We start from the raw sequence: 19697 nt of genomic DNA on the forward strand, positions 1-19697 counted from the left end.
GGGTTGGGTTGGGTTGGGTTGGGTTGGTCTAGCCGGGTCGGGCAGAGGCGTGTCCGGACGAGGGACCCTCACGACGACTGACCCCCCGGACGCAGGAGCCTCCGGACACGGCTCCCTCCCGAAGCAGGACCCTCCCGAAGCGCGCGGCTCAGACCTGGACGCCCGCACGGCTCCCGTCGCCGCGTAGGTCCTAGGCTGTGCCGCATGGCCACCGTCATCCTCGTCCGACACGGACGCACCACAGCGAACGCGAGCGGGCTGCTCGCGGGGCGCACCCCCGGAGTCCTCCTCGACGAGACCGGCCGCACACAGGCCGCAGCGACCGGGGCTCGCCTCGCCGCCGTGCCCCTGGCGCGACTCGTCACGAGCCCCCTCGAGCGCTGCCTCGAGACCGCTGCAGCCATTCGCGCGCAGCAGCCGACCGCACCGTTCACGGATGCGCATCTGGAGCCGGCCCTCGACCTCGTGGACGACGACCTCACCGAGTGCGGCTACGGCGCCTGGCAGAACCGGAAGCTCGCCGACCTCGCCAAGGAGGAGCTGTGGGCGAGCGTCCAGACGCAGCCCTCCGCCGTCACCTTCCCCGACGGGGAATCGATGGCCACCATGCAGTCTCGGGCAGTCGCTGCCGTGCGCCGCCACGACGCGGAGGTCGAGCGCGAGTTCGGACCCGGCGCCGTGTGGGTCGCAGTGAGCCACGGCGACATCATCAAGTCGATCCTCGCCGACGCCCTCGGCATGCACCTCGACCTGTTCCAGCGCCTCGCGGTCGGCCCCGCCTCCACCTCGATCATCAGTTACGGCAAGGCGCGCCCGAGCGTCCCCATCATCAACTCCGACGCTGGCGACCTCACCTGGCTCGTCCCGGCCCAGACTTCCCCGGATGGCGGGTCCCACACGGGCGACGCGACCGTTGGCGGCGGCGCGGGCAGAGCGTCCTGAGCATAGGCTTGAGACCATGACGACCCTCGTGCACGAATTCGACTGGCCGGACCGATTCATCGTCGGCACGCTCGGCAAGCCCGGCGAGCGCACCTTCTACCTGCAGGCCCGCGACGGCGCCCGCGTCATCAGCGTCATCCTCGAGAAGGAGCAGTCGGCGCTGCTCGCCGAGAAGGTCGACGAGATCCTCGACCAGCTGATGCTCGAAGACGGGAACCGCTACAGCGTCCCCAGCTCGACCCCCATCGAGCTCATCGACGAGGAACCGCTCGACACGCCCGTCGATGGTCGCTTCCGCGTGGGAACCATCGGCCTCGGCTGGGAGCCAGCGACCGCGCAGGTCATCCTCGAGGTCATTCCCGTGGTCGAGGTCGAACTGGAGATCGACGCCGATGCGGACACCGAGGCCCTCGAGGCCGAGCTCGCCCGCATGGCGGGCCTCGACGAGCTCGTCGAAGCCGTCGAGCCGGAAGAGCTGCTGCGCGTGCGCATCCCCGTCGGCTCAGCGCGGGCCTTCGCGAAGCGCACCCTCGAGATCGTGGGCGCCGGCCGGTCGCTCTGCCCGCGCTGCGGCCTCCCCAAGGACCCCGAAGGCCACGACTGCCCGGCCGACGACGGCCTGTGACCGACCCAGAACCGAACACAGGACCGAACACTGACGTGGCGCACGATGACACGCCCGACGACGGGACCTCGTCGGTTGAGACGACACCGTCCGGGCCGACCCTCGAGCTCACCGCGAGGCTGATGGGCGCCTCCAACGCCTCCTTCGTCGGGAACTACACAGCGCCCGGCGAGGAACCCGTCGAAGTCGTCTATAAGCCCTCACAGGGCGAGCGCCCGCTGTGGGACTTCCCGAACAACGACCTCGCCAAGCGAGAGGTCGCCGCCTACCTCGTCTCCGAGAGCCTCGGCTGGAACATCGTGCCCCGCACCTGGCTCGGCGACGGCCAGTTCGGGCCAGGCATGCTGCAGCTGTGGCAGGACATCGATGAGGCTCAGGACGCCGTCGACCTCGTCGACGCCTCCGAGGTGCCCGACACCGGATGGCGGACCGTGCTCACGGGCGAGGACGAGACCGGTCGCGAGGTCGTCCTCGTGCACGAGGACTCCCAGACCATGCGCCACATGGCGATCTTCGACGCCATCGTGAACAACGCGGACCGCAAGGGCGGACACGTCCTCGCCATGGCAGACGGCCACCGCTACGGTGTCGACCACGGCCTCTCCTTCCACGCCGAACCGAAACTGCGCACCGTGCTCTGGGGGTGGGTCGGCGAGGCGTTCACGAGCGATGAGCTGGCAAGCGTCCGGAAGCTCCGGGCCGCACTCGACGACAAACGCGACTCCGGGCTCGGGGCGCGGCTGGCCGAGCTGCTGGCCGACATCGAGCTCCACGAGCTCGCAGCCCGCATCGACCGCCTAGTCCAGGACGGCGAGTTCCCCGCCCCGGAAGGCGACATGCCCGCCGCCCCCTGGCCGCTCTTCTGACCGGACGCTCCGGACGCAATCGACCGGCCCGGACGTGCTGGACGCTCTTGACAACCCGGACGCTCTGGACGCTCTGAGCCGACTCCAAACCGTGGAGCCTAGCCTGCTGCCAGCTCGGCTCGCACGCTGACGAATCTGCAGCTGCCCTCGAGTCGACAGAGGCAGAGGAGAGACGCCATGACCAGTCCGGAAGCCGTCGCCCAACCCGAGTTCACCCTGCACCGCAGCGTCGGGGCTCCCCGCGATCGCGTCTGGCGCGCGTGGACCGACCCAGACGAGCTCACTCTCTGGCATCACCCGGTCGGGGTCTCGACGCCGCGGGACTCCATCGCCGTCGACGTGCGCGAGGGCGGCACCTACCGGTACACGATGGTGAACGATGAGAATGGTGAGGAGTATCCGACGGCGGGCACCTACCTCCTCGTCTCGGAACCCGACCGGCTCGTCTTCACGTGGGGCTCCCCCGACGACGACCCCGCCGAGTCCCCCGTCGTGGCCGTCGACTTCACCGCGAGCGGCGACGAGACCGAGCTCGCGCTGCACGTGCGAGGCATCGCGGGCGAGCCGGGCGATGACAACGTCTACGACGGCTGGACCCAGGCCCTCGAGAACCTCGCCAGGCACGTCGCTCGCTGACAGATCAAGCGCTGCAGCGCGCGAGGGAGATCTTCCGTGCGCCGACCAAGCGCCCGCACGGGACGCCTGGTCGGCCTTGCGAGACGCGCAGCGACTGGCAGCCCGTGATCTCTGCCAGCCCGTGATCCACCAGCCCGTGATCTGCCAGCCCCTCATCCGCCCGCCGCGGTGCGTCAGCCTCGCTGCATCAGCCGACGTGCATCAGCCGACGTGCATCAGCCGACGTGCGTCAGCCGCACGGGTTCACCGTCGTACGTCAGCCGCGTGGCTTCAGGACGACCTTGATGCACCCATCCGCCTTCTTCTGGAACACCTCGTACATGCGGGGCGCGTCCTCGAGCGGCATACGGTGCGTGACGAGGTCCTCGGTGCCGAGCGGATCGCTGCGGTCCTCGACGAGTGGAAGCAGCTCGGGGATCCACCGCTGCACGTTGCACTGGCCCATGCGCAGCGTCAGCTGCTTGTCGAACATCGTCATGAGCGGCATCGGGTCGGCCGTTCCCGCGTACACCCCACTGAGCGAGACCGTCCCGCCGCGGCGCACCGCGTCGATGGCCAGCATGACGGCGGACAGACGGTCGACGCCGACCGTCTCGATGACCTTCTTGGCGAGCGCATCCGGGAGGAGCCCCGCGCCCTTCTGCGCGATCTCCGCGATCCCGCTGCCGTCACCGGCACCGTGCGCCTCCAACCCAACCGCATCCACGACTGAATCGGGGCCTCGCCCCTCGGTTGCCGCGCGGAGGGACTCCGCGGTCTGCGAGTCGTAGTCGAAGACCTCGACCCCGTAGCGCTCCGCGAGCGCGCGACGCTCGGGCACCGGGTCGACGCCCAGCACCCGGTAGCCGAGGTGCTTCCCGATGCGTGCCGCGAACTGGCCGACCGGTCCGAGCCCGAGGACAGCGAGGGTTCCGCCCGCCGGGACGTTCGCGTATTGGACGCCCTGCCAGGCCGTGGGGAGGATGTCGCTGAGGAACAGGTACCGCTCGTCGGACAGCTCGTGGCCGACCTTGATGGCGTTGTTGTCGGCGAGGCGCACGCGCAGGTACTCCGCCTGCCCGCCTGGCACCGACCCGTAGAGCTCCGTGTAGCCGTACAGCTCGGCGCCGGTGCCCTGATCGGTGTTCTGCGTCACCTCGCACTGCGTTGAGAGGCCGGAATGACAGGCGACGCAGTCGCCGCAGGCGATCACGAACGGCACGACCACCCGGTCGCCGACGCTGAGCTTCGTCACCCCGTCGCCGACCTCCTCGACGATGCCCATCGTCTCGTGGCCGAGGATGTCGCCCTTCGCGAGGAACGGCCCGAAGACGCTGTACAGGTGCAGGTCGGAGCCGCAGATCGCGGCCGAGGTGACGCGGATGATCGCGTCCCCCGTCTCTTGGATCAGGGGCTTCGGGACCGTCTCGACGGTGACCTTGCCGGTCGACTGCCAGGTGAGTGCGCGCATGAGGATTCCTCTCTTCGCGGGAGAACGGACGCCTGCCTCGAGCGGGCGACCGGAGATCCCTGGGGTTCGCCCCGAGGCTACGGACCGGCGCCTCTGCGCCGCGCGGGGTTGACTTCCCAGCCGCGCCTGCGGCTCGCCGAGAGCTCGCCGAGGCGGTAGCGTCGTGCACGTGAGTCGATCGGGAGCGCCCTGGAGCGTCGTGCACGCGGAGCGCGAGGCGCTCATCGCGGACCTCGAGCAGCTCGACGAGAGCGCCTGGGCGACACCCTCCCTCTGCACGGGGTGGACGGTGCATGACGTGCTCGCGCACCTGGTGAACGACGCGAAGACGACGCCGTTCAGCTTCGTCACACAGCTCGCGTCGGCGCGCTTCGACTTCGACGCCCTCAACCAGCGCGGCATGGAGGCCGAGCGGCAGGAGCATCCGCGCGACACGCTCGAGCGCTTCCGAGCCGCCGCCGGCCGCACCTCGAGCGCGCCAACACCGGCCGCAACGCGCTACGTGGAAGCGTTCGTGCACGGCGAGGACATCCGCAGGCCCCTCGGCATCACCCACACGTACCCGCGCTCGGCGGTGCTCGAGGCGATCTCTCACCAGCGCAAGACGCCCGTCGCCATGGGCGGCGGCCGGGAGCTCGCCGCCAACCGCATGCTCGTCGCGATCGACGCGGGTGCCACACCAGACCGATCGCTGACACTCGGCCACGGGCCGGCCGTCAGGGGAACAGCCATCGACCTGCTCATGTGGCTGAGCGGTCGCGACATCGCACCGGAGGCGATCTCATGAACCAGCGGGAACCATCCACCGACCACGCAGCACCCAGGTCCAAGCGCCACGACAGGTCCGAGAGCCACGACTCCGCTGGTCACCTCGCGAGCACCCTCGTGCTGGGTGAGGCCCTCGTCGACCTCCTACCTGGAGACGCCGACTCCGCGGACGGGCGCGCCCTGCCGGGCGGTTCCCCCATGAACGTCGCCGTGGGACTCGCGCGTCTCGGCCACCCCTCCCAGCTCGCCGCGCGCCTCGCCGATGACCAGCACGGGCGCCTCGTGCTCGCACACCTCGAGGAGTCCGGCGTCGCGCTTGTCGACGGAGCACTCGACGGCGAGCGCACCTCAACTGCGAGGGCCACCCTCGACGCGCACGGCAGCGCCAGCTACGAGTTCGACCTCGACTTCTCGCTGCCGACGCCGCACCTCGATGGCGTCGACGTGCTCCACACCGGATCGATCGGCGCGGTCGTCGACCCCGGCGGTGCCGTCGTCCGTGCGTCCTTCGCCGAGGCAAGAGCGCGCGGAAGCGTCCTCACGAGCTACGACCCGAACGTGCGCGCGGCCATCATGGGCGACCGCGAGACGGTGCTCGAGCGCGTCGAAGCCCTCGCCTCGCTCAGCCACGTCGTGAAGTTGAGCGACGAAGACGCCGAGTGGCTGTACCCGGGCGTCTCCCCCTCCGAGGTGCTGCGGCGCTTCACGACGCTCGGAGCGCGCCTCGCCGTCATGACCCGCGGCGGTGAGGGCGCACTCGCGCGCACGTCACGGCGTGAGCTCACCGTCGAGGCTCCGCCCGTCCGCGTCGTCGACACCGTCGGCGCTGGCGATGCCTTCATGTCCGGACTCCTGCACGCCGTTTCCGCCGCGACCGTCCGCGACGCGCTCGTCGAAGGCCTCGATGAAGATTCGTGGGCGGATGCGGCTCTCGCGACCGCCGCACGCAGCGCGGCAGTCACCGTGGCGCGTGCGGGCGCCAACCCGCCCTGGCCGCGAGAGCTCGCCGGCGAGGAGACAACGCCCCAACTCGGCTAGGGTGCCCGGGTCCGAGCCTCGGGAATCCGGCGCTCGGGGATCCGGCGCTCAGGATCCGATGCTCAGCGACGCACCCAGGAGGTGACGGCGAAGCGGCGGAGCGATCGCGAACGGCACAGGGGCGACGGACGCAGGTCACAGGCGGGTGGCGACAGGCGCGGGCCAAAAGACACAGACAGGCAGGTGCCGAGCGCTCCGTTGTCGTCACGACAGGACAAAACCGAGTTCGGGCCTAGACTTTTCTGATGCTCGAGCTGCTCCCCCAACTCCCCACATACGCCTGGGTGCTGCTCGCCGTCGCCGCGTTCGCCGTCGGCGTCTCGAAGACCGCCCTGCCGGGAGTCACGACGCTCTCCGTCGCGACCTTCGCCGCGGTCCTCCCCGCCAAGCAGTCGACCGGGGCGCTGCTTGTGCTCCTCATCGTCGGCGACATGTTCGCCCTGTGGACGTACCGCCGCCATGCTGACTGGCCGACGCTCGTCAAGCTCATCCCGGCCGTCGCCGTCGGCCTTCTCGCCGGTGCCGCGTTCCTCGCGTTCGCCGACGACAGCTGGGTTCGCCGGGTCATCGGCATCATTCTGCTCATCCTCGTCACGATCACCGTGTGGCGCCGCTACCGCACCCCGGAGACGCCGAGCGATCGAGCCGCGAAGATCGCCCGCGCGGGGTACGGCTCGCTCGGCGGGTTCACGACCATGGTCGCCAACGCCGGCGGCCCGGTCATGGCGATGTACTTCCTCGCCGCGAAGTTCCCCGTCAAGGCCTTCCTGGGGACGGCCGCCTGGTTCTTCGCGATCGTCAACATCGCGAAGCTGCCGTTCTCGATCGGCCTCGGGCTCATCACTCCGGGCACCCTCGTACTCGACCTGCTCCTCGTCCCGCTCCTCATCGGCGGGGCCTTCCTCGGGCGCTGGCTCGCACCCCGCCTGAGCCAGAAGGTGTTCGACCGCATCGTGCTCGTGCTCACGGTCGCCGGTGCTGTCTACCTGCTCGTCTGAGGTCTGAGATCGCTGCTTGCCGGGGAACGCTGCTCGACCGTGATCGTGCCTCGCCTCCGGCGACCAGCCCACACCTGCTAGGGCGAGCGCCGGAAGAACGCCTTCAAGCGTGACACGTGGCGGTCGGTGAACTCGTTCGAGAGCTTCATGGTCTCGGCTGTCAGGTCGCCGCCGGACATGATCGACCGGAGCGTCGCCTCGGCGCGCTCCTGCTGGGTGGGCGCTGGCGGCTCAGTCGCGTCGGCGAGCTCGGACGGGACCTGGTCAGCATCAGCCATGACGACAGGCTACACAGCACCTCGACCCCACCCGCGTGCGGATGCGAGGCACCGAGCCACGAGCGCCGGGTGACCGGCACCGGCAGTCAGCAATTGGCAACGCAGCTAGGCAGCTAGGCAGCCCCTGCAGCCTCGCCATCGCAGGCTCCGCCGAACTCCCGCAGCCAGCGGATGCCCACCTCGCGTGTGCGGCTGACGCCCTTGTACTCGGCCATGTCCTCCGGAAGCTCCTCGAGCACATCCGCCGTCCGCTTCGCCCACTCCGGCACCGTCGCGAGCGCCGCGAACGGCAGCAGGTAGCTGCGGATCAGGAACATGATGGCGTTCGACTCAGGCAAACGGATGAGGTGCTGCACCTCGGTTCGCAGGTGGAGTCGCGTGCCGACGTCAGCGAGCGGCCCATCGACGAGCGAGGTCCTGTCCGGCCCCCACTCGGGGTACGTCTCCGTCGAGGTGTCCAGCTTCCCATCCACGGTCAGGGTCCAGTTCGTGCGCCGGTAGCTCTGACCAGGCTCGAGCCGCATGAGAAACGCCTGGGCCCGCGGGATGATCCCCTCGTCGTGTACGCGAGGCACCGGCCCGTGGATCTCGAGGAACGACATGCCCACATCGAAGCCGAACGACCAGTCCGCGGCGAACGTCACGAGCCCGGCATCGGCCCAGAGCTCATCGTCGCGCTGGTCGAGGAGCACGACGTCCTCCTGCATCTGCTGGCCGATGAACCCCAAGGGTCCCTCCGGTATCGAGGAGGACTCACCGACGGCGAAGCAGCGGTCAATGCCGAGGAGTCCGTTGTGCCAGTGCCAGCCCCCACCCTCACGCGTGAGGCTCATGTGCTCTGGGTAGGCCTCGGAGAGCCGCTCCATGAGCACGAACATCGCATCCCACGCGGCGGGCACCATGTGCGGCAGGCACTGCAGTCGCGAGGGGTCGGCGCTGAGGATGCGGGCCCGCTCAGCGAGCTCGCCGCGGTAGGCGTGGTCGATGTCGACCGGATGCTCACCCCAAGAGCCGACCGGCGTCGCGCGGGGCACCGAGGCGGGCTCCACGTTCGTGCTGTACCGGTAGGTCTCCTTGGGGAACGGGAAGGGGAATCCGGCGACGGCGACCGAAGGGTCGACCTCGCGGGCGGCGAATGCGGTCACAGTTCAAGCTCCAGGATCTGGCCTCTCGGGCGGGAGACGCACGGCATGAGGCAGTCGCCGCGGCCCTTCTCCTCTTCGGTGAGGAAGCTGTCGCGGTGCTCGATGCCGGCCGTCTCCGCGCCGCCCGTCGGTCGGACGCCGACGCGACACTCCCCGCAGACGCCCTGCCTGCAGAGGTTCGGCACCGGAACGTTATCGGCGAGCAGGGCGTCGAGGAGCGTCGTGCCCGACTCGACGCGGATCGTCCGACCGAGGCCCAGGAGCCGCGCGTCGAAGGCCTCGCCTGGCTCGAGTTCTGGAGCGGTGAAGGCCTCAGCATGAACGCGCGCCGCTGGCCACCCGGCGGAGAGCGCCGCGTCGCGGACAGCGTCGATCATGGCCACCGGCCCGCACACGTAGAGGTGGGCGCCGAGGGGCTGCTCGAGGAGCGCCTCCTCGAGGTGCCCGCTCAACGCGGTCCTGCTGCCGCACACGGTGAGACGCCCGCCGCTGAGGCGCTCCAGCTCCTCACGGTGTGCACCCCCGCCGGCGCCGAACGCGTAGACCACTTCGAAGGAGCGACCCCACTCGGCCGCCGCCCTCGCGTGGGACAGGATCGGCGTGACACCGATACCGCCCGCGACGAGCAGGTGATGGCGGGCGGACAGCACGGGCGGGAACGCACTCGAGGGCACGCTGACTGTGACGGGGTCGCCGATCCCGCGATCGTGCATCCACTGCGACCCGCCCCGCCCGCGGTCGTCGAGCCGGACCGAGACGGAGTAGTGGTCGGGGCGGCGACCGGGGCCCGTCAGCGAGTAGGAATTGCGCGATCCGTCGCCGAGCTGCACCGCGATGCTGCTCCCCGGCACGAATGACGGCAGCACGCGGCCCGCCGGGTCCCGCAGCTCGATGGCGCGGACGCCGACGCAGAGCTCGCTGATTCCAGCGACGACCAGGTCGAGGACGGCGCCGCTCACGCGAGGGCCAGTTCTGAGCGCTCACGCGTGACGGGGCGTCGACCAGCCGAGGGGTGCTCGGCTGGGCCCTGCCCTGCAGGAATCTGCTGGCCGGGGTCCTGCTCGGTGCGCCCCTGCTCGGCTGGCTCCTGCTCGGCGCCGGCGAAGTACCCCAGGTAGGCACCCTGGCGACGCGAATAGTGGTGGTACACCGTGAGCGCGATGCCGCATCCCCCGCAGGACACCAGCTCGGACGGCTCGGACGGCTGCGCCGAATTCGCCGGACCACGTGCGTGCGACGCCGTCGTACGCGTCTTCGCGTGGCAGTGACCGCAGTACACCGTCACCTGCGCGTCGCTCTGTCCGGGAGGTGCCAGCACGAACTCGATCTCCTCATCGAGGACACCCGCCTCATGCAGGATCGCCCGCAGCGCACCGACAGCGGCCTCGTCGCCACCGACGCGGAATCGCCACCCGGTCCTGGCTCGTGCGAGCCCGGCATCAATCCGTGCTCGGGATGCGGGCGAGGCCACATCGCCGAGCACGACGACGATGCCGGCAATGGAACGAGAAGCGTCGTCGAGATCTCCCGCACGGCGAGTTCCGGTGTCCGCGTCGCCGTCAGCATCGCTCTCGGGATGGCGGTCGGCGGCGGGATCAGCACGAGCACCAGCACCAGCACCAGCACGAGCACGAGCACGAGCGTCACCCGCCTTGTCGACGAGGAACGTGATGCGGCGGGCGCGAGCGTCCTCACCGAGGTCGGGATCCGCGTCCCTGCTGCTCCCCGCGGCCAGCAGCCGCCGCCAGCGAGCCGAGCTCGTCGCGGCCAAACTCACCCCCGGGGCGACCTCGGTCGTGACCGCTTCAGCGCCCGCCACCGGTTCCACGGCTGTCGCCTCCATCATGGTCAGGGCGCGACGGAGCGGTGGCCGACGTAGAACGCGAGCGCCGAATCCTCGGTGCTGAAGAGGATGCGCGATCCCTTCGGGAAGAAGATCGCGTCCCGCGGGCCCGCGAACGAGACCTGCCCCGTGTCGACGTTCTCGAGGCGGAACGTGCCGGAGAGCACGACCTTCATCTCGTCGTAGTCGTAGAAGTAGTCGAGCGGCGCATCGGTGTGGTTCAACGCGAAGTAGCCCGCCGACATGGCGGATCCGTCGGGGTTCGAGTAGACGTCCGCGATGTAGCCATCGGTGCCCGGGTACTGCTCAAGCGGCATCCGGGGCAGCTCGGACCAGAAGTCCGGGGTCACCCGGAACGGCGGTACGGCGGTGGTAACGGCGTCGACGCTCAGGAATTCAGTGCTCATGAACCAAGTATCGAGTGAACACAGTTTCCCACGTGTAAACAGTGGTGGTCGATCGTGTGGCGGTCGGGCCATCAGCCTCCGGACGCGTCGAGGGAGTCGAGAGCCTCGAGATCCGAGAGCGCCTGCCGGGCGCGCTGCAGGCGCGCCTCCTCCGGCTCGTCCCACCAGCGTGGTCCGCGCTCCCCGAGCCCGTGCTTCGCAAGGCCGACCCTGGTCCGAGCTGCGGCCACCGCGACATCGTCACCGCGGCGCTTCGCAGCGCCGACCCCGGACCGGCCGCGCCCGAGATGCGACTTCAGGCGCTCCACCACATCCGCGGGCAAGGCAGGGTCGGTGCGCCGCCAGCGGCGACCCTTGACGACAAGCCACCGCTCGTCGTCCTGCGCAGCAGCGCCACCATCCTGTGCGCCGCCACCCCGCCCGCCGTCGCCGCCCCGCGCAGCGCCAGAATTCCGCGCAGCGTCACCGTTCTGCGCAGGAGCGCCGTGCCTCGCAGCACCACGGCCTCCGCGGCTCTCGTCTCCGTCGTCGCCCATGGGCGCCGAGCCTATGCGGCGTGCGAGCTCCCGTGCCCGGGGATGGCGTCGATGAGCTTCCGGGTGTACGGCTCCTGCGGTTTCATGAGGATGTCCCCGGTCTTCCCGAGCTCGACGAGCACCCCGTCCTTCATGACGGCGACCCGGTCGGAGATCTGCGCGACGACTGCGAGGTCGTGCGTGATGAACAGGTAGGTGAGGTCGTTCTCCTGCTGGAGCTCGGTGAGCAGGTCGAGGATCTGCGCCTGCACCGAGACATCCAGCGCCGAGACGGCCTCATCGAGGACGATGAACTCAGGTTCGAGGGCGAGCGCCCTCGCGATCGCCACGCGCTGGCGCTGGCCGCCGGAGAGCTCGTCGGGCCCGCGATTGAGGAACAGCTGCGGCAGCGCGACCTGGTCGAGAAGCTCCCGCACTCGCTTCGCCCGCGACTTCGAGTCGCCGAGCTTGAACGAGACGAGCGGCTCCGCGATGAGCTGCTCGATCGAGAAGCGCGGGTTGAGCGAGGCGTACGGACTCTGGTAGACCATCTGGAACCTGCGGCGCAGCGCCCGCAGGCGCTCCCCCTCGAGGTCGGTGATGTCCTGGTCGTCGAAGACGATTCGGCCGGAGGTGGGCTTCTCGAGGCGCAGCACGAGCCGCGCGGTCGTGCTCTTCCCCGACCCCGACTCCCCGACCACCGCGAGCGTCTCGCCACGGTGCAGGTCGAAGCTCATGTTGTCGACGGCCGTCAGGCTCTTCTTGCCGCCGCGCCCACCGGGCAGGGCGAACTCCTTCGTGAGGTTCTCGACCCGCAGGAGCGGCGAGCTGATGTCGGGAACGCCGGCACGCGCATCCGCGGCCTGTCCGCTCGCTGCCCTCGTGGCCGTTTCCGTCACCGCGCCTGCAGCCCTGCCGGTCGCCTTGTCCGTCACGAGCACGGTGCGCGCCTCGTGGCTGTGGAGGCTGGGCGCAGCGCGCAGGAGCTTCTTCGTGTAGTCGTGCTGCGGGCGGAGCATGACGTCGTCAGCGGTACCCGTCTCGACGATCTCCCCCTTGCGCATGACGATGATGCGGTCGGCGCGGTCGGCTGCGACCCCGAGGTCGTGCGTGATCATGAGCACCGCGGTGCCCAGCTCCTGCACGAGAGAGTCGATGTGGTCGAGGATCTGCTTCTGCACCGTTACGTCGAGCGCGCTCGTCGGCTCATCGGCGATGACCATCTCGGGCTGACCAGCGAGCGCCGTCGCGATGAGCGCGCGCTGCTTCATGCCGCCGGAGAACTCGTGCGGGTACTGCTGCGCGCGGGCGGCGGGCTCGGTGAGCCCGGCCATGTCGAGCAGGCGCACCGCCTCGGCGTGGGCGTCCTTCCGGCTCGCGAGCCCGTGGATGAGCAGCGGCTCCGCGACCTGCGCGCCGACCTTCGTCGTCGGGTTGAGCGACAAGGCCGGGTCCTGCGGGACGAGCCCGATGCGGCGACCGCGGATGCCGCGCCACTGCGCGTCGCTGAATCCCTGAATGGGCTCACCGTCGAACTTGATCTCACCCGAGGTCACCGTCGCGTTGGGCGCGAGCAGGTTGAGGAGCGCGTGCGCGACGGTGCTCTTGCCGGAGCCCGACTCCCCCACGACCGCGAGGACCTCCCCCGCGTAGAGCTCGAAGGAGACACCGCGGACCGCGTCGACGGCGCGGCCGCCGATGCCGTAGGAGATGCAGAGGTCGCGCACGGAGAGGAGCATGGGCCTCCCGGCCTTGTCGTCATTCGCCACCAGATCGGGCTGGGGAGCCTCGGCTCGCCCCGCCGCCTCGGCCAGTTCTTCGGCCTGGAGCTGCTGCTGCGTCATTCGCTGGTCCATTCTCACACCTCGTCGTGTTGGATTGGTTGCTCTGGGTGCTCGTGCGTCGCCCGCTAGGCGCGGACGAGCGCCGGCCGCTTCGGGTGGAACGCCCACTCGGGCATGAAGGTCTTCATCGCGAACGCGTCGTCGCGCGCCGAGTTTTCGAGACTCAGGTAGAGCTCGTGCGCGCGGCGGACGGCATCGTCGTCGAGCGTGACCCCGAGGCCGGGGGTCGTCGGGACGCGGATGACGCCGTCCTCGATCTTCGGGGCTGCCGTCGTGAGCTCCTCCCCGTCCTGCCAGATCCAGTGCGTGTCGATCGCCGTCGGCGTTCCAGGGGCGGCGGCCGCGACGTGCGTGAACATGGCGAGGCTCACGTCGAAGTGGTTGTTGGAGTGGGAGCCCCACGTGAGGCCGAGCTCGTCGCAGAGCTGCGCGACGCGCACGGATCCGCTCATGGTCCAGAAATGCGGGTCGGCGAGCGGGATGTCGACGGCCTGCGAGCGGATGGCGTGGCCGAGCTCGCGCCAGTCGGTCGCGATCATGTTCGTGGCCGTCCGCATGCCCGTCGCACGGCGGAACTCGGCCATGACCTCACGGCCCGAGTATCCGCTCTCAGCGCCGACCGGATCCTCGGCGTAGGCGAGGACCCGCTTGAGGTCCGGGCCGAGGCGCAGGGCTTCCGCGAGCGGCCAGGAGCCGTTCGGGTCGAGCGTGATGCGTGCATCCGGGAACGCGGCGGCGAGGTCGGTGACGACCCCAGCCTCGACGGCCGGCTCGAGCACGCCACCCTTCAGCTTGAAGTCGCGGAACCCGTAGCGCTCCTGCGCTGCCGTCGCCAGCCGGACGACCCCGTCGCTGTCGAGCGCCGTCTCGCGCCGCACCCGACCCCATGCGTCGCTGTCGTCGTCACCGCGCAGGTAGTCGAGGCCAGTGGCATCGGGGTCGCCGACGAAGAAGAGGTAGCCGAGCACGTCGACCGTCTCGCGCTGCCTGCCCTCGCCCAGGAGGGACGAGATGGGCAGGCCGAGCTGCTGGCCGAGGAGGTCGAGCAGCGCGCACTCCCAGGCGGTGACGACGTGCACGGTGGTGCGGAGGTCGAACGTCTGCGCGCCGCGTCCCGCACTGTCCTGCCAGGCGAATTCCTCATTAATACTGCGGAGGATCGCCCGGTAGTCGGCGACTGGCCTGCCGACGATGAGCTCCGCCGAGGCCACGAGCGTGGAGCGGATGCTCTCACCGCCCGGCACTTCGCCGATGCCGACGCGCCCGTCGCTGTCCGTGAGCTTCACGAGGTTGCGCGTGAAGAGGGGCGCGTGGGCTCCGCTGAGATTCAGCAGCATGCTGTCGTGGCCCGCCACGGGGATCACGTCCCACTTCTCGACCGTCACCTGGTTCATAGCTCCGCCTCCATCGCCGCGCTGACTGGTCACGCGTGGCGTTGGCCACGGTGCCGTATTGCCACTCTAAAGAGCAGCATCCATTCGATCGAGGGCGAATTCGGCATGATCGGATGCGCCTTCGACATTGATCGCGAGGGCCCGACCCTCGACTCGGCGCTTCACGCGTGGCGCTGCATCAGCTCGACGACCGCCTTCACGAGGGGGTTCTCGGAATCCTCGCGCCAAGCGATGTCGAGATGCACGCGGTTGTAGGGCTCAGAGCGGTCACCGTCGGCGACCGGCCGGCAGATGACCCCGTCCGGAGCGAGCTGCGTCGCCGACTCCGGGATGAGGGCCACGCCGATGCCGGCGTTCACGAGCGCAAGCAGCGCGGGGACCTGGCCGGCGTACTGCACGATGCGCGGGTGGCTCGAGGAGGCGACGAACATGCTGAGCAGCAGGTCATGGAAGTAGCGCGCGCCGCCCGGCGAGTACATGAGCAGCGCCTCGTCGTTGAGGTCGCTCAGGAAGATGGGGCCACTGAACTCCGCGAGCCTCGAGCCCTTCGGGAGGGCCAGCACCAGACGCTCCGTCAGCACCGTCGTCGACTGCACGCCTGGCCGGTCGCGCATGGGACGCAGCAGGCCGATGTCGACCGTCCCACGCTCGAGCTCATCCATCTGGTCGACCGTCACCGACTCCTGCAGGATGAGCTGGAGGCCCGGCAACTCCTCGGCCGCCGCCCGAAGCAGCTTGGGGAGCACGCTGTGCGCGGCGACCGCCGTGTAGCCCACCGTGAGAGTGCCCGTCGCCCCCTCGCCGACCGCGCGAACGTCGGCGGCCGCCTTCGCCGAGAGGTCGATGAGCTTCCGAGCACTCGGCAGCAGCGTGCGCCCCGCCTCCGTGAGCGCGACCCGGCGGCTCGTGCGCACGAACAGCTGCGTGTCGAGCTCGCGCTCGAGCTGCTGGATCTGACGACTGATGGGCGGCTGCGTCATCCGGAGCCGCTCGGCAGCCGCCCCGAAGTGCAGTTCCTCGGCGACGGCGACGAAGCACTCAAGCTGGACCAGGGTAAACATCAATTCACTCCCAACATTGATTCATCCACACTTTAGTTTGTTTGCGCATCCATAAGACCATAGCGTCGCAGATAGCCGGGCAATCAACTCGGAACAGCCGCACCGTGCAACGACGCACCGCGGAGTCACGCAACTAAGGAGATCGACGTGCTCGACAGAATCCTCTTCTTCCCGGTCACCCCCTTCACGGCTGACGATGCCGTCGATGTCGCAGCCCTCGCGCAGCACCTCGAGCAGGGCCTCGCCCATGAGCCCGGCGGCATCTTCATCGCCTGCGGCACCGGCGAATTCCACGCCCTGAGCCTCGACGAGTACACGACCGTCGTCGACACCGCCGTGAAGACCACCAAGAAGGCGACCCCCGTCTTCGCGGGAGCCGGCGGCACGGTCGCCGACGCCAAGGCGCAGGTGCGCAGCGCGGAAGCCGTCGGCGCCGACGGCATCCTCCTCCTCCCGCCCTACCTCGTCGCAGGCCCGAGCGAGGGGCTCGTCGCCTACGTCGAGGAGGTCGCCGGGGCCACGACGCTCCCCGTCATCGTCTACCACCGCAGCACCGCCCGCTTCGACGAGCACAGCGCCGTCACCGTCTCGCGCATCTCGAACGTCATCGGCCTCAAGGACGGCGTCGGCGACATCGACCTCATGTCGCGCATCGTGCGCTCCGTCACCGACGACGCCCAGTCGCGCGGCGAGGACTTCCTCTTCTTCAACGGCCTCCCCACGGCCGAGATCGCGCAGGAGGCCTACAAGGCCATCGGCGTGCCCCTCTACTCTTCCGCGTCCTTCGCGTTCGCCCCCGACATCGCGCTCGCGTTCTACGACGCGGTCGAGTCGGGCGACAAGGAACGCCTCGCCGAGCTCAACCGCAGCTTCTACCACCCGCTCGTCCGCCTCCGGAACTCGGTTCCCGGGTACGCCGTCTCGCTCGTGAAGGAAGCCACCAAGCTGTCGGGCATCGACGCCGGCCACGTGCGCGCGCCCCTCATCGACGCCAAGCCGGAGCACGTCACCGAGCTGAAGCGACTCATCGACGACACGAGAGCACTCCTCGCGAAGCGCGCCGACTCCCCCACGGAGCAGGACCGCGTCGCAGCCACCGTCGCCTGACGCTGAGCTGAGGGCACCCGATTGTGCCCGTCAGGCACAATCGGGTGCGCCCATCCGAGACCACCGACCGCGACGTTCAACGACGAACCGAGGGAGACGACATGACCGCGTCGAGCACAACCACGCAGACCGCAGCCGCTTCAGCAGCAGACACCGGGCTCCCCCAGCCCTTCGATCGGAACCCCGGGAACGAGATCGCGAGCGTCACGATCACGCCGGTCGCCTTCAAGGACCCGCCACTGCTGAACACGGTCGGCGTCCACGAGCCGTACGCGCTGCGCGCGATCGTGCAGGTCAGGACACGAGCCGGGCTCATGGGGCTCGGCGAAACCTACGGGGATGCGCCCCACCTGCACCGCCTGTCCCTCGCCGCGGATGCCATCGTCGGCGTGAACGTGTTCGACACCAACCGGCTGCGCTTCCAGGTGGCCGCGGCCCTCGTCGCCGACACCTCGCAGGGCGGGCACGGCATGAGCGGCATGGTCACCGGGTCGAGCACCGCCGACCGCGTCCTCTCCCCCTTCGACGTCGCCGCCCTCGACCTGCAGGGCAAGATCCTCGGAGTGCCCGTCAGCTCGCTCCTCGGGGGCGCCCTCCGGCCGGAGATCGCCTTCAGCGGCTACTTGTTCTACAAGTGGGCCGGCCACCCCGGCGCGGGCGACGACGAGTTCGGCGAAGCCCTCACCCCCGAGGGCATCGTCGAGCAGGCACGCCAGCTGGTGGACGGCTACGGCTTCACGGCCCTCAAGCTCAAGGGCGGCGTCTTCGAACCCGACCAGGAGATCGCCGCGATCCTCGCCCTCGCCGACGCCTTCCCCGATCTCGGGCTCCGACTCGACCCGAACGCCGCCTGGAGCGTCGACACGTCACTGCGCGTCGCCAAGGCCCTCGAATCATCGCTCGAGTACCTCGAGGACCCGACGCCCGGCCTCGCCGGCATGGCCGAGGTTCGCCGCGGCACGACGCTGCCGCTCGCCACCAACATGTGCGTCGTGAGCTTCGCCGACGTGAAGCCCGCCGTCGAGCAGGGCTCGATCGACATCGTGCTCTCCGACCACCACTTCTGGGGTGGGCTCACCCGCTCGCGCACCCTCGGCGGGCTCGCCGAGTCGCTCGACTGGGGCCTGTCCATGCACTCCAACTCGCACCTCGGCATCAGCCTCGCCGCCATGGTGCACCTCGCCTCCGCGACCCCCTCGCTCAGCTACGCGTGCGACACCCACTGGCCGTGGAAGCAGGCAGACGAGGACGTCGTCACGCACGACCTCTCGTTCGTGAACGGCGCCGTCCGGGTGCCCACCGGCCCCGGCCTCGGCGTCGAGCTCGACGAGGACGGCCTCGCGAAGCTGCACGAGCAGTTCCTGGCGAGCGGCATCACGCAGCGCGACGACACCGGCTACATGCAGCGCTTCGAGCCCGGCTACACCGTCGCCAGCCCACGCTGGTAGCCGCGAGCCCCGCTGCCCCTTCGAGAGAGCCGGAGACCGCCATGCGCATCCTCGTGACCGACCCGATCATCGCCCGCTTCGCGGAGCTCCTCGCCCGCACCGAGCGGGAGCACGAATGGAGCTTCGCGGCCGAGCTCGGCCCCGCGGAGCTGGAGAGCTCGCTCCGCGGGGCCGACATCGTCATCGCCTCCGTGCTCACCGCGCAGCAGGCGTCGTCGCTCCGACCCGACGCGCTCCTCCACGTCACAGGCGCGGGGGCCGACCGAGTGAGCGTCGACGCCCTGCCAAGTGGGGTGACGATCTGCAACACGGGCCATCACGGCGCGGCCATCGCCGAGCACGTCGTCATGACGGCGCTCATGCTGCGCAGGCGAGCCCTGCAGGCGGATGCGCAGATGCGCGCGGGCGAGTGGCGCACCATCGGCAACGACGCGAGCATCCCCTTCCACCCGATGCTGCGCGGAACCACCCTCGGACTCCTCGGAGTCGGCGAGATCGGCACCGAGGTGGGTCGCCTCGCGCAGGCCCTCGGCATGCGCCTCATCGCGCTCCGGCAGCGGCCGGATGCTCCCCACCCCGACGGGCTCGACCTCGCGGAGGTCCTCGGGCCAGACCGGCTGCTCGACTTCGTGGCGGCGTCCGACGTGCTCGTCGTCTCCATCCCCCTCTCGGAGCGCACGCGCGGCACGATCGGCGCGGCCGAGCTCGCCGCTGCGAAGCCCGAGCTGGTGCTCATCAACGTCGCGCGCGGCGGGGTCGTCGACGAAGACGCCCTCTTCGACGCGCTCGCCGAGGGACGCATCGCCGGCGCCGGCATCGACGTGTGGTGGGGAGCGCCGGACGCGGACGGCCACGCTCCCGCGTCGGTCGAGCGCTTCTCAGCCCTCGCCAACACGGTGCTCACGCCCCACTACTCGGGCCACGCCCGCCAGGTCTTCGAGCTGCGGGCCGCCGACATCGCCCGCAACATCGACCTGCGCGCGGCCGGCCGGCCCCTTGAGCGCGTCATCCGGTAGCTTCCCTCCCGGCCTGCCCCTGACCCTGCCCCTGACCCTGTCCCTCCCCTGCCGCAGACTCGGGGCGGGCGCGTCCGCTCGGTCGCCCAGACCTGCGGATTGAGCATCCACGCGCAACGCGGCACGTGCGCAACCCCCAGATCTGCACGCCGCGCCCCCGCATCCCCACAAACCTGGGACATCAGCACCCACACCCAGCCCAACACGTGCGCAACCCCAAGGTCTGCACAGCACGCCCCGCGCTTCCCCACAAACCCGGGACATCAGCACCCACACCCAGCCCAACACGTGCGCAACCCCCAGATCTGCACAGCAC

The 19697-nt window shown here is 70.0% G+C and carries 19 protein-coding genes and 1 pseudogene; 10 read left to right on the forward strand and 10 right to left on the reverse strand.

The window, feature by feature from the left end:
- The first annotated feature begins 204 nt into the window (after positions 1 to 204).
- From GV007_RS16005 to GV007_RS16020, 4 genes are all read left to right on the forward strand, one after another.
- The gene (locus tag GV007_RS16005; protein ID WP_160074393.1) at positions 205 to 942 is read left to right on the forward strand and encodes an MSMEG_4193 family putative phosphomutase; all 738 of its coding nucleotides are present in this window, start codon (positions 205 to 207) and stop codon (positions 940 to 942) included.
- A 16-nt stretch (positions 943 to 958) separates the two neighbouring features.
- Positions 959 to 1567, forward strand: coding sequence for a DUF3090 domain-containing protein (locus tag GV007_RS16010; RefSeq protein WP_104241000.1), 609 nt, complete (start codon positions 959 to 961; stop codon positions 1565 to 1567).
- A gap of 35 nt (positions 1568 to 1602) precedes the next feature.
- Positions 1603 to 2433, forward strand: a complete 831-nt coding sequence (locus GV007_RS16015) for an SCO1664 family protein (protein ID WP_268893496.1) — start codon at positions 1603 to 1605, stop codon at positions 2431 to 2433.
- Positions 2434 to 2610: 177 nt separating this feature from the next.
- Positions 2611 to 3069, forward strand: coding sequence for an SRPBCC family protein (locus GV007_RS16020; RefSeq protein ID WP_160074395.1), 459 nt, complete (start codon positions 2611 to 2613; stop codon positions 3067 to 3069).
- Positions 3070 to 3325: 256 nt separating this feature from the next.
- Here the strand turns inward: GV007_RS16020 and GV007_RS16025 are convergent, their stop codons facing one another.
- Positions 3326 to 4519 carry a zinc-dependent alcohol dehydrogenase gene (locus tag GV007_RS16025; protein WP_160074397.1) on the reverse strand — a complete coding sequence of 398 codons (1194 nt, stop codon included), beginning with the start codon at positions 4517 to 4519 and terminating at the stop codon, positions 3326 to 3328.
- Positions 4520 to 4688: 169 nt separating this feature from the next.
- On the opposite strand from GV007_RS16025, the gene GV007_RS16030 reads away from it, so the two are divergent.
- From GV007_RS16030 to GV007_RS16040, 3 genes are all read left to right on the forward strand, one after another.
- Positions 4689 to 5306: a maleylpyruvate isomerase family mycothiol-dependent enzyme gene (locus GV007_RS16030; protein WP_160074399.1), complete on the forward strand. Its 618-nt coding sequence runs from the start codon at positions 4689 to 4691 to the stop codon at positions 5304 to 5306.
- Positions 5303 to 6325, forward strand: a complete 1023-nt coding sequence (locus GV007_RS16035; RefSeq protein WP_160074401.1) for a carbohydrate kinase family protein — start codon at positions 5303 to 5305, stop codon at positions 6323 to 6325. Before GV007_RS16030 ends, GV007_RS16035 begins: the two co-directional genes overlap by 4 nt.
- A gap of 245 nt (positions 6326 to 6570) precedes the next feature.
- Positions 6571 to 7323: a sulfite exporter TauE/SafE family protein gene (locus tag GV007_RS16040; protein ID WP_160074403.1), complete on the forward strand. Its 753-nt coding sequence runs from the start codon at positions 6571 to 6573 to the stop codon at positions 7321 to 7323.
- 77 nt (positions 7324 to 7400) lie between these two features.
- Here the strand turns inward: GV007_RS16040 and GV007_RS16045 are convergent, their stop codons facing one another.
- The 9 genes and pseudogenes from GV007_RS16045 to GV007_RS16085 all read right to left on the reverse strand — a co-directional run bounded on the left by GV007_RS16045 (position 7401) and on the right by GV007_RS16085 (position 15810).
- On the reverse strand, positions 7401 to 7601 hold the full coding sequence (locus GV007_RS16045; RefSeq protein ID WP_160074405.1) for a hypothetical protein: 201 nt from the start codon (positions 7599 to 7601) through the stop codon (positions 7401 to 7403).
- A gap of 113 nt (positions 7602 to 7714) precedes the next feature.
- The gene (locus GV007_RS16050; protein WP_160074407.1) at positions 7715 to 8746 is read right to left on the reverse strand and encodes a heme-dependent oxidative N-demethylase family protein; all 1032 of its coding nucleotides are present in this window, start codon (positions 8744 to 8746) and stop codon (positions 7715 to 7717) included.
- Positions 8743 to 9705: a PDR/VanB family oxidoreductase gene (locus GV007_RS16055; RefSeq protein ID WP_160074409.1), complete on the reverse strand. Its 963-nt coding sequence runs from the start codon at positions 9703 to 9705 to the stop codon at positions 8743 to 8745. Before GV007_RS16055 ends, GV007_RS16050 begins: the two co-directional genes overlap by 4 nt.
- Positions 9702 to 10574: a dimethylamine monooxygenase subunit DmmA family protein gene (locus GV007_RS16060; protein WP_160074411.1), complete on the reverse strand. Its 873-nt coding sequence runs from the start codon at positions 10572 to 10574 to the stop codon at positions 9702 to 9704. The genes GV007_RS16055 and GV007_RS16060 overlap by 4 nt, the downstream gene beginning before the upstream one ends.
- 20 nt (positions 10575 to 10594) lie before the next feature.
- On the reverse strand, positions 10595 to 10996 hold the full coding sequence (locus GV007_RS16065) for a cupin domain-containing protein (RefSeq protein WP_104240990.1): 402 nt from the start codon (positions 10994 to 10996) through the stop codon (positions 10595 to 10597).
- A gap of 71 nt (positions 10997 to 11067) precedes the next feature.
- Positions 11068 to 11385: pseudogene (locus tag GV007_RS16070) on the reverse strand (biopolymer transporter Tol); the annotation flags it as partial.
- A gap of 158 nt (positions 11386 to 11543) precedes the next feature.
- Complete coding sequence (locus tag GV007_RS16075; RefSeq protein WP_328809506.1) at positions 11544 to 13355, reverse strand: ABC transporter ATP-binding protein; 1812 nt, start codon at positions 13353 to 13355, stop codon at positions 11544 to 11546.
- Between the two features lie 65 nt (positions 13356 to 13420).
- The gene (locus tag GV007_RS16080) at positions 13421 to 14749 is read right to left on the reverse strand and encodes an enolase C-terminal domain-like protein (RefSeq protein ID WP_160074413.1); all 1329 of its coding nucleotides are present in this window, start codon (positions 14747 to 14749) and stop codon (positions 13421 to 13423) included.
- A gap of 161 nt (positions 14750 to 14910) precedes the next feature.
- Positions 14911 to 15810: a LysR family transcriptional regulator gene (locus GV007_RS16085; protein ID WP_104240988.1), complete on the reverse strand. Its 900-nt coding sequence runs from the start codon at positions 15808 to 15810 to the stop codon at positions 14911 to 14913.
- Positions 15811 to 15957: 147 nt separating this feature from the next.
- Here GV007_RS16085 and GV007_RS16090 point away from each other — a divergent pair, with 147 nt between their 5' ends.
- From GV007_RS16090 to GV007_RS16100, 3 genes are all read left to right on the forward strand, one after another.
- Positions 15958 to 16917: a 5-dehydro-4-deoxyglucarate dehydratase gene (locus GV007_RS16090; RefSeq protein ID WP_104240987.1), complete on the forward strand. Its 960-nt coding sequence runs from the start codon at positions 15958 to 15960 to the stop codon at positions 16915 to 16917.
- A gap of 101 nt (positions 16918 to 17018) precedes the next feature.
- Entirely contained in the window at positions 17019 to 18365 is a 1347-nt protein-coding gene (locus GV007_RS16095) for an enolase C-terminal domain-like protein (protein ID WP_160074415.1), read from the forward strand.
- A gap of 41 nt (positions 18366 to 18406) precedes the next feature.
- A complete protein-coding gene (locus tag GV007_RS16100; protein WP_160074417.1) occupies positions 18407 to 19381 on the forward strand; it encodes a 2-hydroxyacid dehydrogenase in 975 nt (324 codons plus the stop codon).
- Positions 19382 to 19697: the final 316 nt, after the last annotated feature.

The organism is Pseudoclavibacter sp. 8L (genome assembly GCF_902506465.1).
Lineage (GTDB): Bacteria > Actinomycetota > Actinomycetes > Actinomycetales > Microbacteriaceae > Pseudoclavibacter.

Bases quoted from the DNA above. Each gene is read 5' to 3' on its own strand.
- GV007_RS16005 (WP_160074393.1), top strand. From the start codon at position 205: ATGGCCACCGTCATCCTCGTCCGACACGGACGCACCACAGCGAACGCG.
- GV007_RS16010 (WP_104241000.1), top strand. From the start codon at position 959: ATGACGACCCTCGTGCACGAATTCGACTGGCCGGACCGATTCATCGTC.
- GV007_RS16020 (WP_160074395.1), top strand. From the start codon at position 2,611: ATGACCAGTCCGGAAGCCGTCGCCCAACCCGAGTTCACCCTGCACCGC.
- GV007_RS16025 (WP_160074397.1), bottom strand. From the start codon at position 4,519: ATGCGCGCACTCACCTGGCAGTCGACCGGCAAGGTCACCGTCGAGACG.
- GV007_RS16035 (WP_160074401.1), top strand. From the start codon at position 5,303: ATGAACCAGCGGGAACCATCCACCGACCACGCAGCACCCAGGTCCAAG.
- GV007_RS16040 (WP_160074403.1), top strand. From the start codon at position 6,571: ATGCTCGAGCTGCTCCCCCAACTCCCCACATACGCCTGGGTGCTGCTC.
- GV007_RS16045 (WP_160074405.1), bottom strand. From the start codon at position 7,601: ATGGCTGATGCTGACCAGGTCCCGTCCGAGCTCGCCGACGCGACTGAG.
- GV007_RS16065 (WP_104240990.1), bottom strand. From the start codon at position 10,996: ATGAGCACTGAATTCCTGAGCGTCGACGCCGTTACCACCGCCGTACCG.
- GV007_RS16075 (WP_328809506.1), bottom strand. From the start codon at position 13,355: ATGACGCAGCAGCAGCTCCAGGCCGAAGAACTGGCCGAGGCGGCGGGG.
- GV007_RS16080 (WP_160074413.1), bottom strand. From the start codon at position 14,749: ATGAACCAGGTGACGGTCGAGAAGTGGGACGTGATCCCCGTGGCGGGC.
- GV007_RS16085 (WP_104240988.1), bottom strand. From the start codon at position 15,810: ATGTTTACCCTGGTCCAGCTTGAGTGCTTCGTCGCCGTCGCCGAGGAA.
- GV007_RS16095 (WP_160074415.1), top strand. From the start codon at position 17,019: ATGACCGCGTCGAGCACAACCACGCAGACCGCAGCCGCTTCAGCAGCA.
- GV007_RS16100 (WP_160074417.1), top strand. From the start codon at position 18,407: ATGCGCATCCTCGTGACCGACCCGATCATCGCCCGCTTCGCGGAGCTC.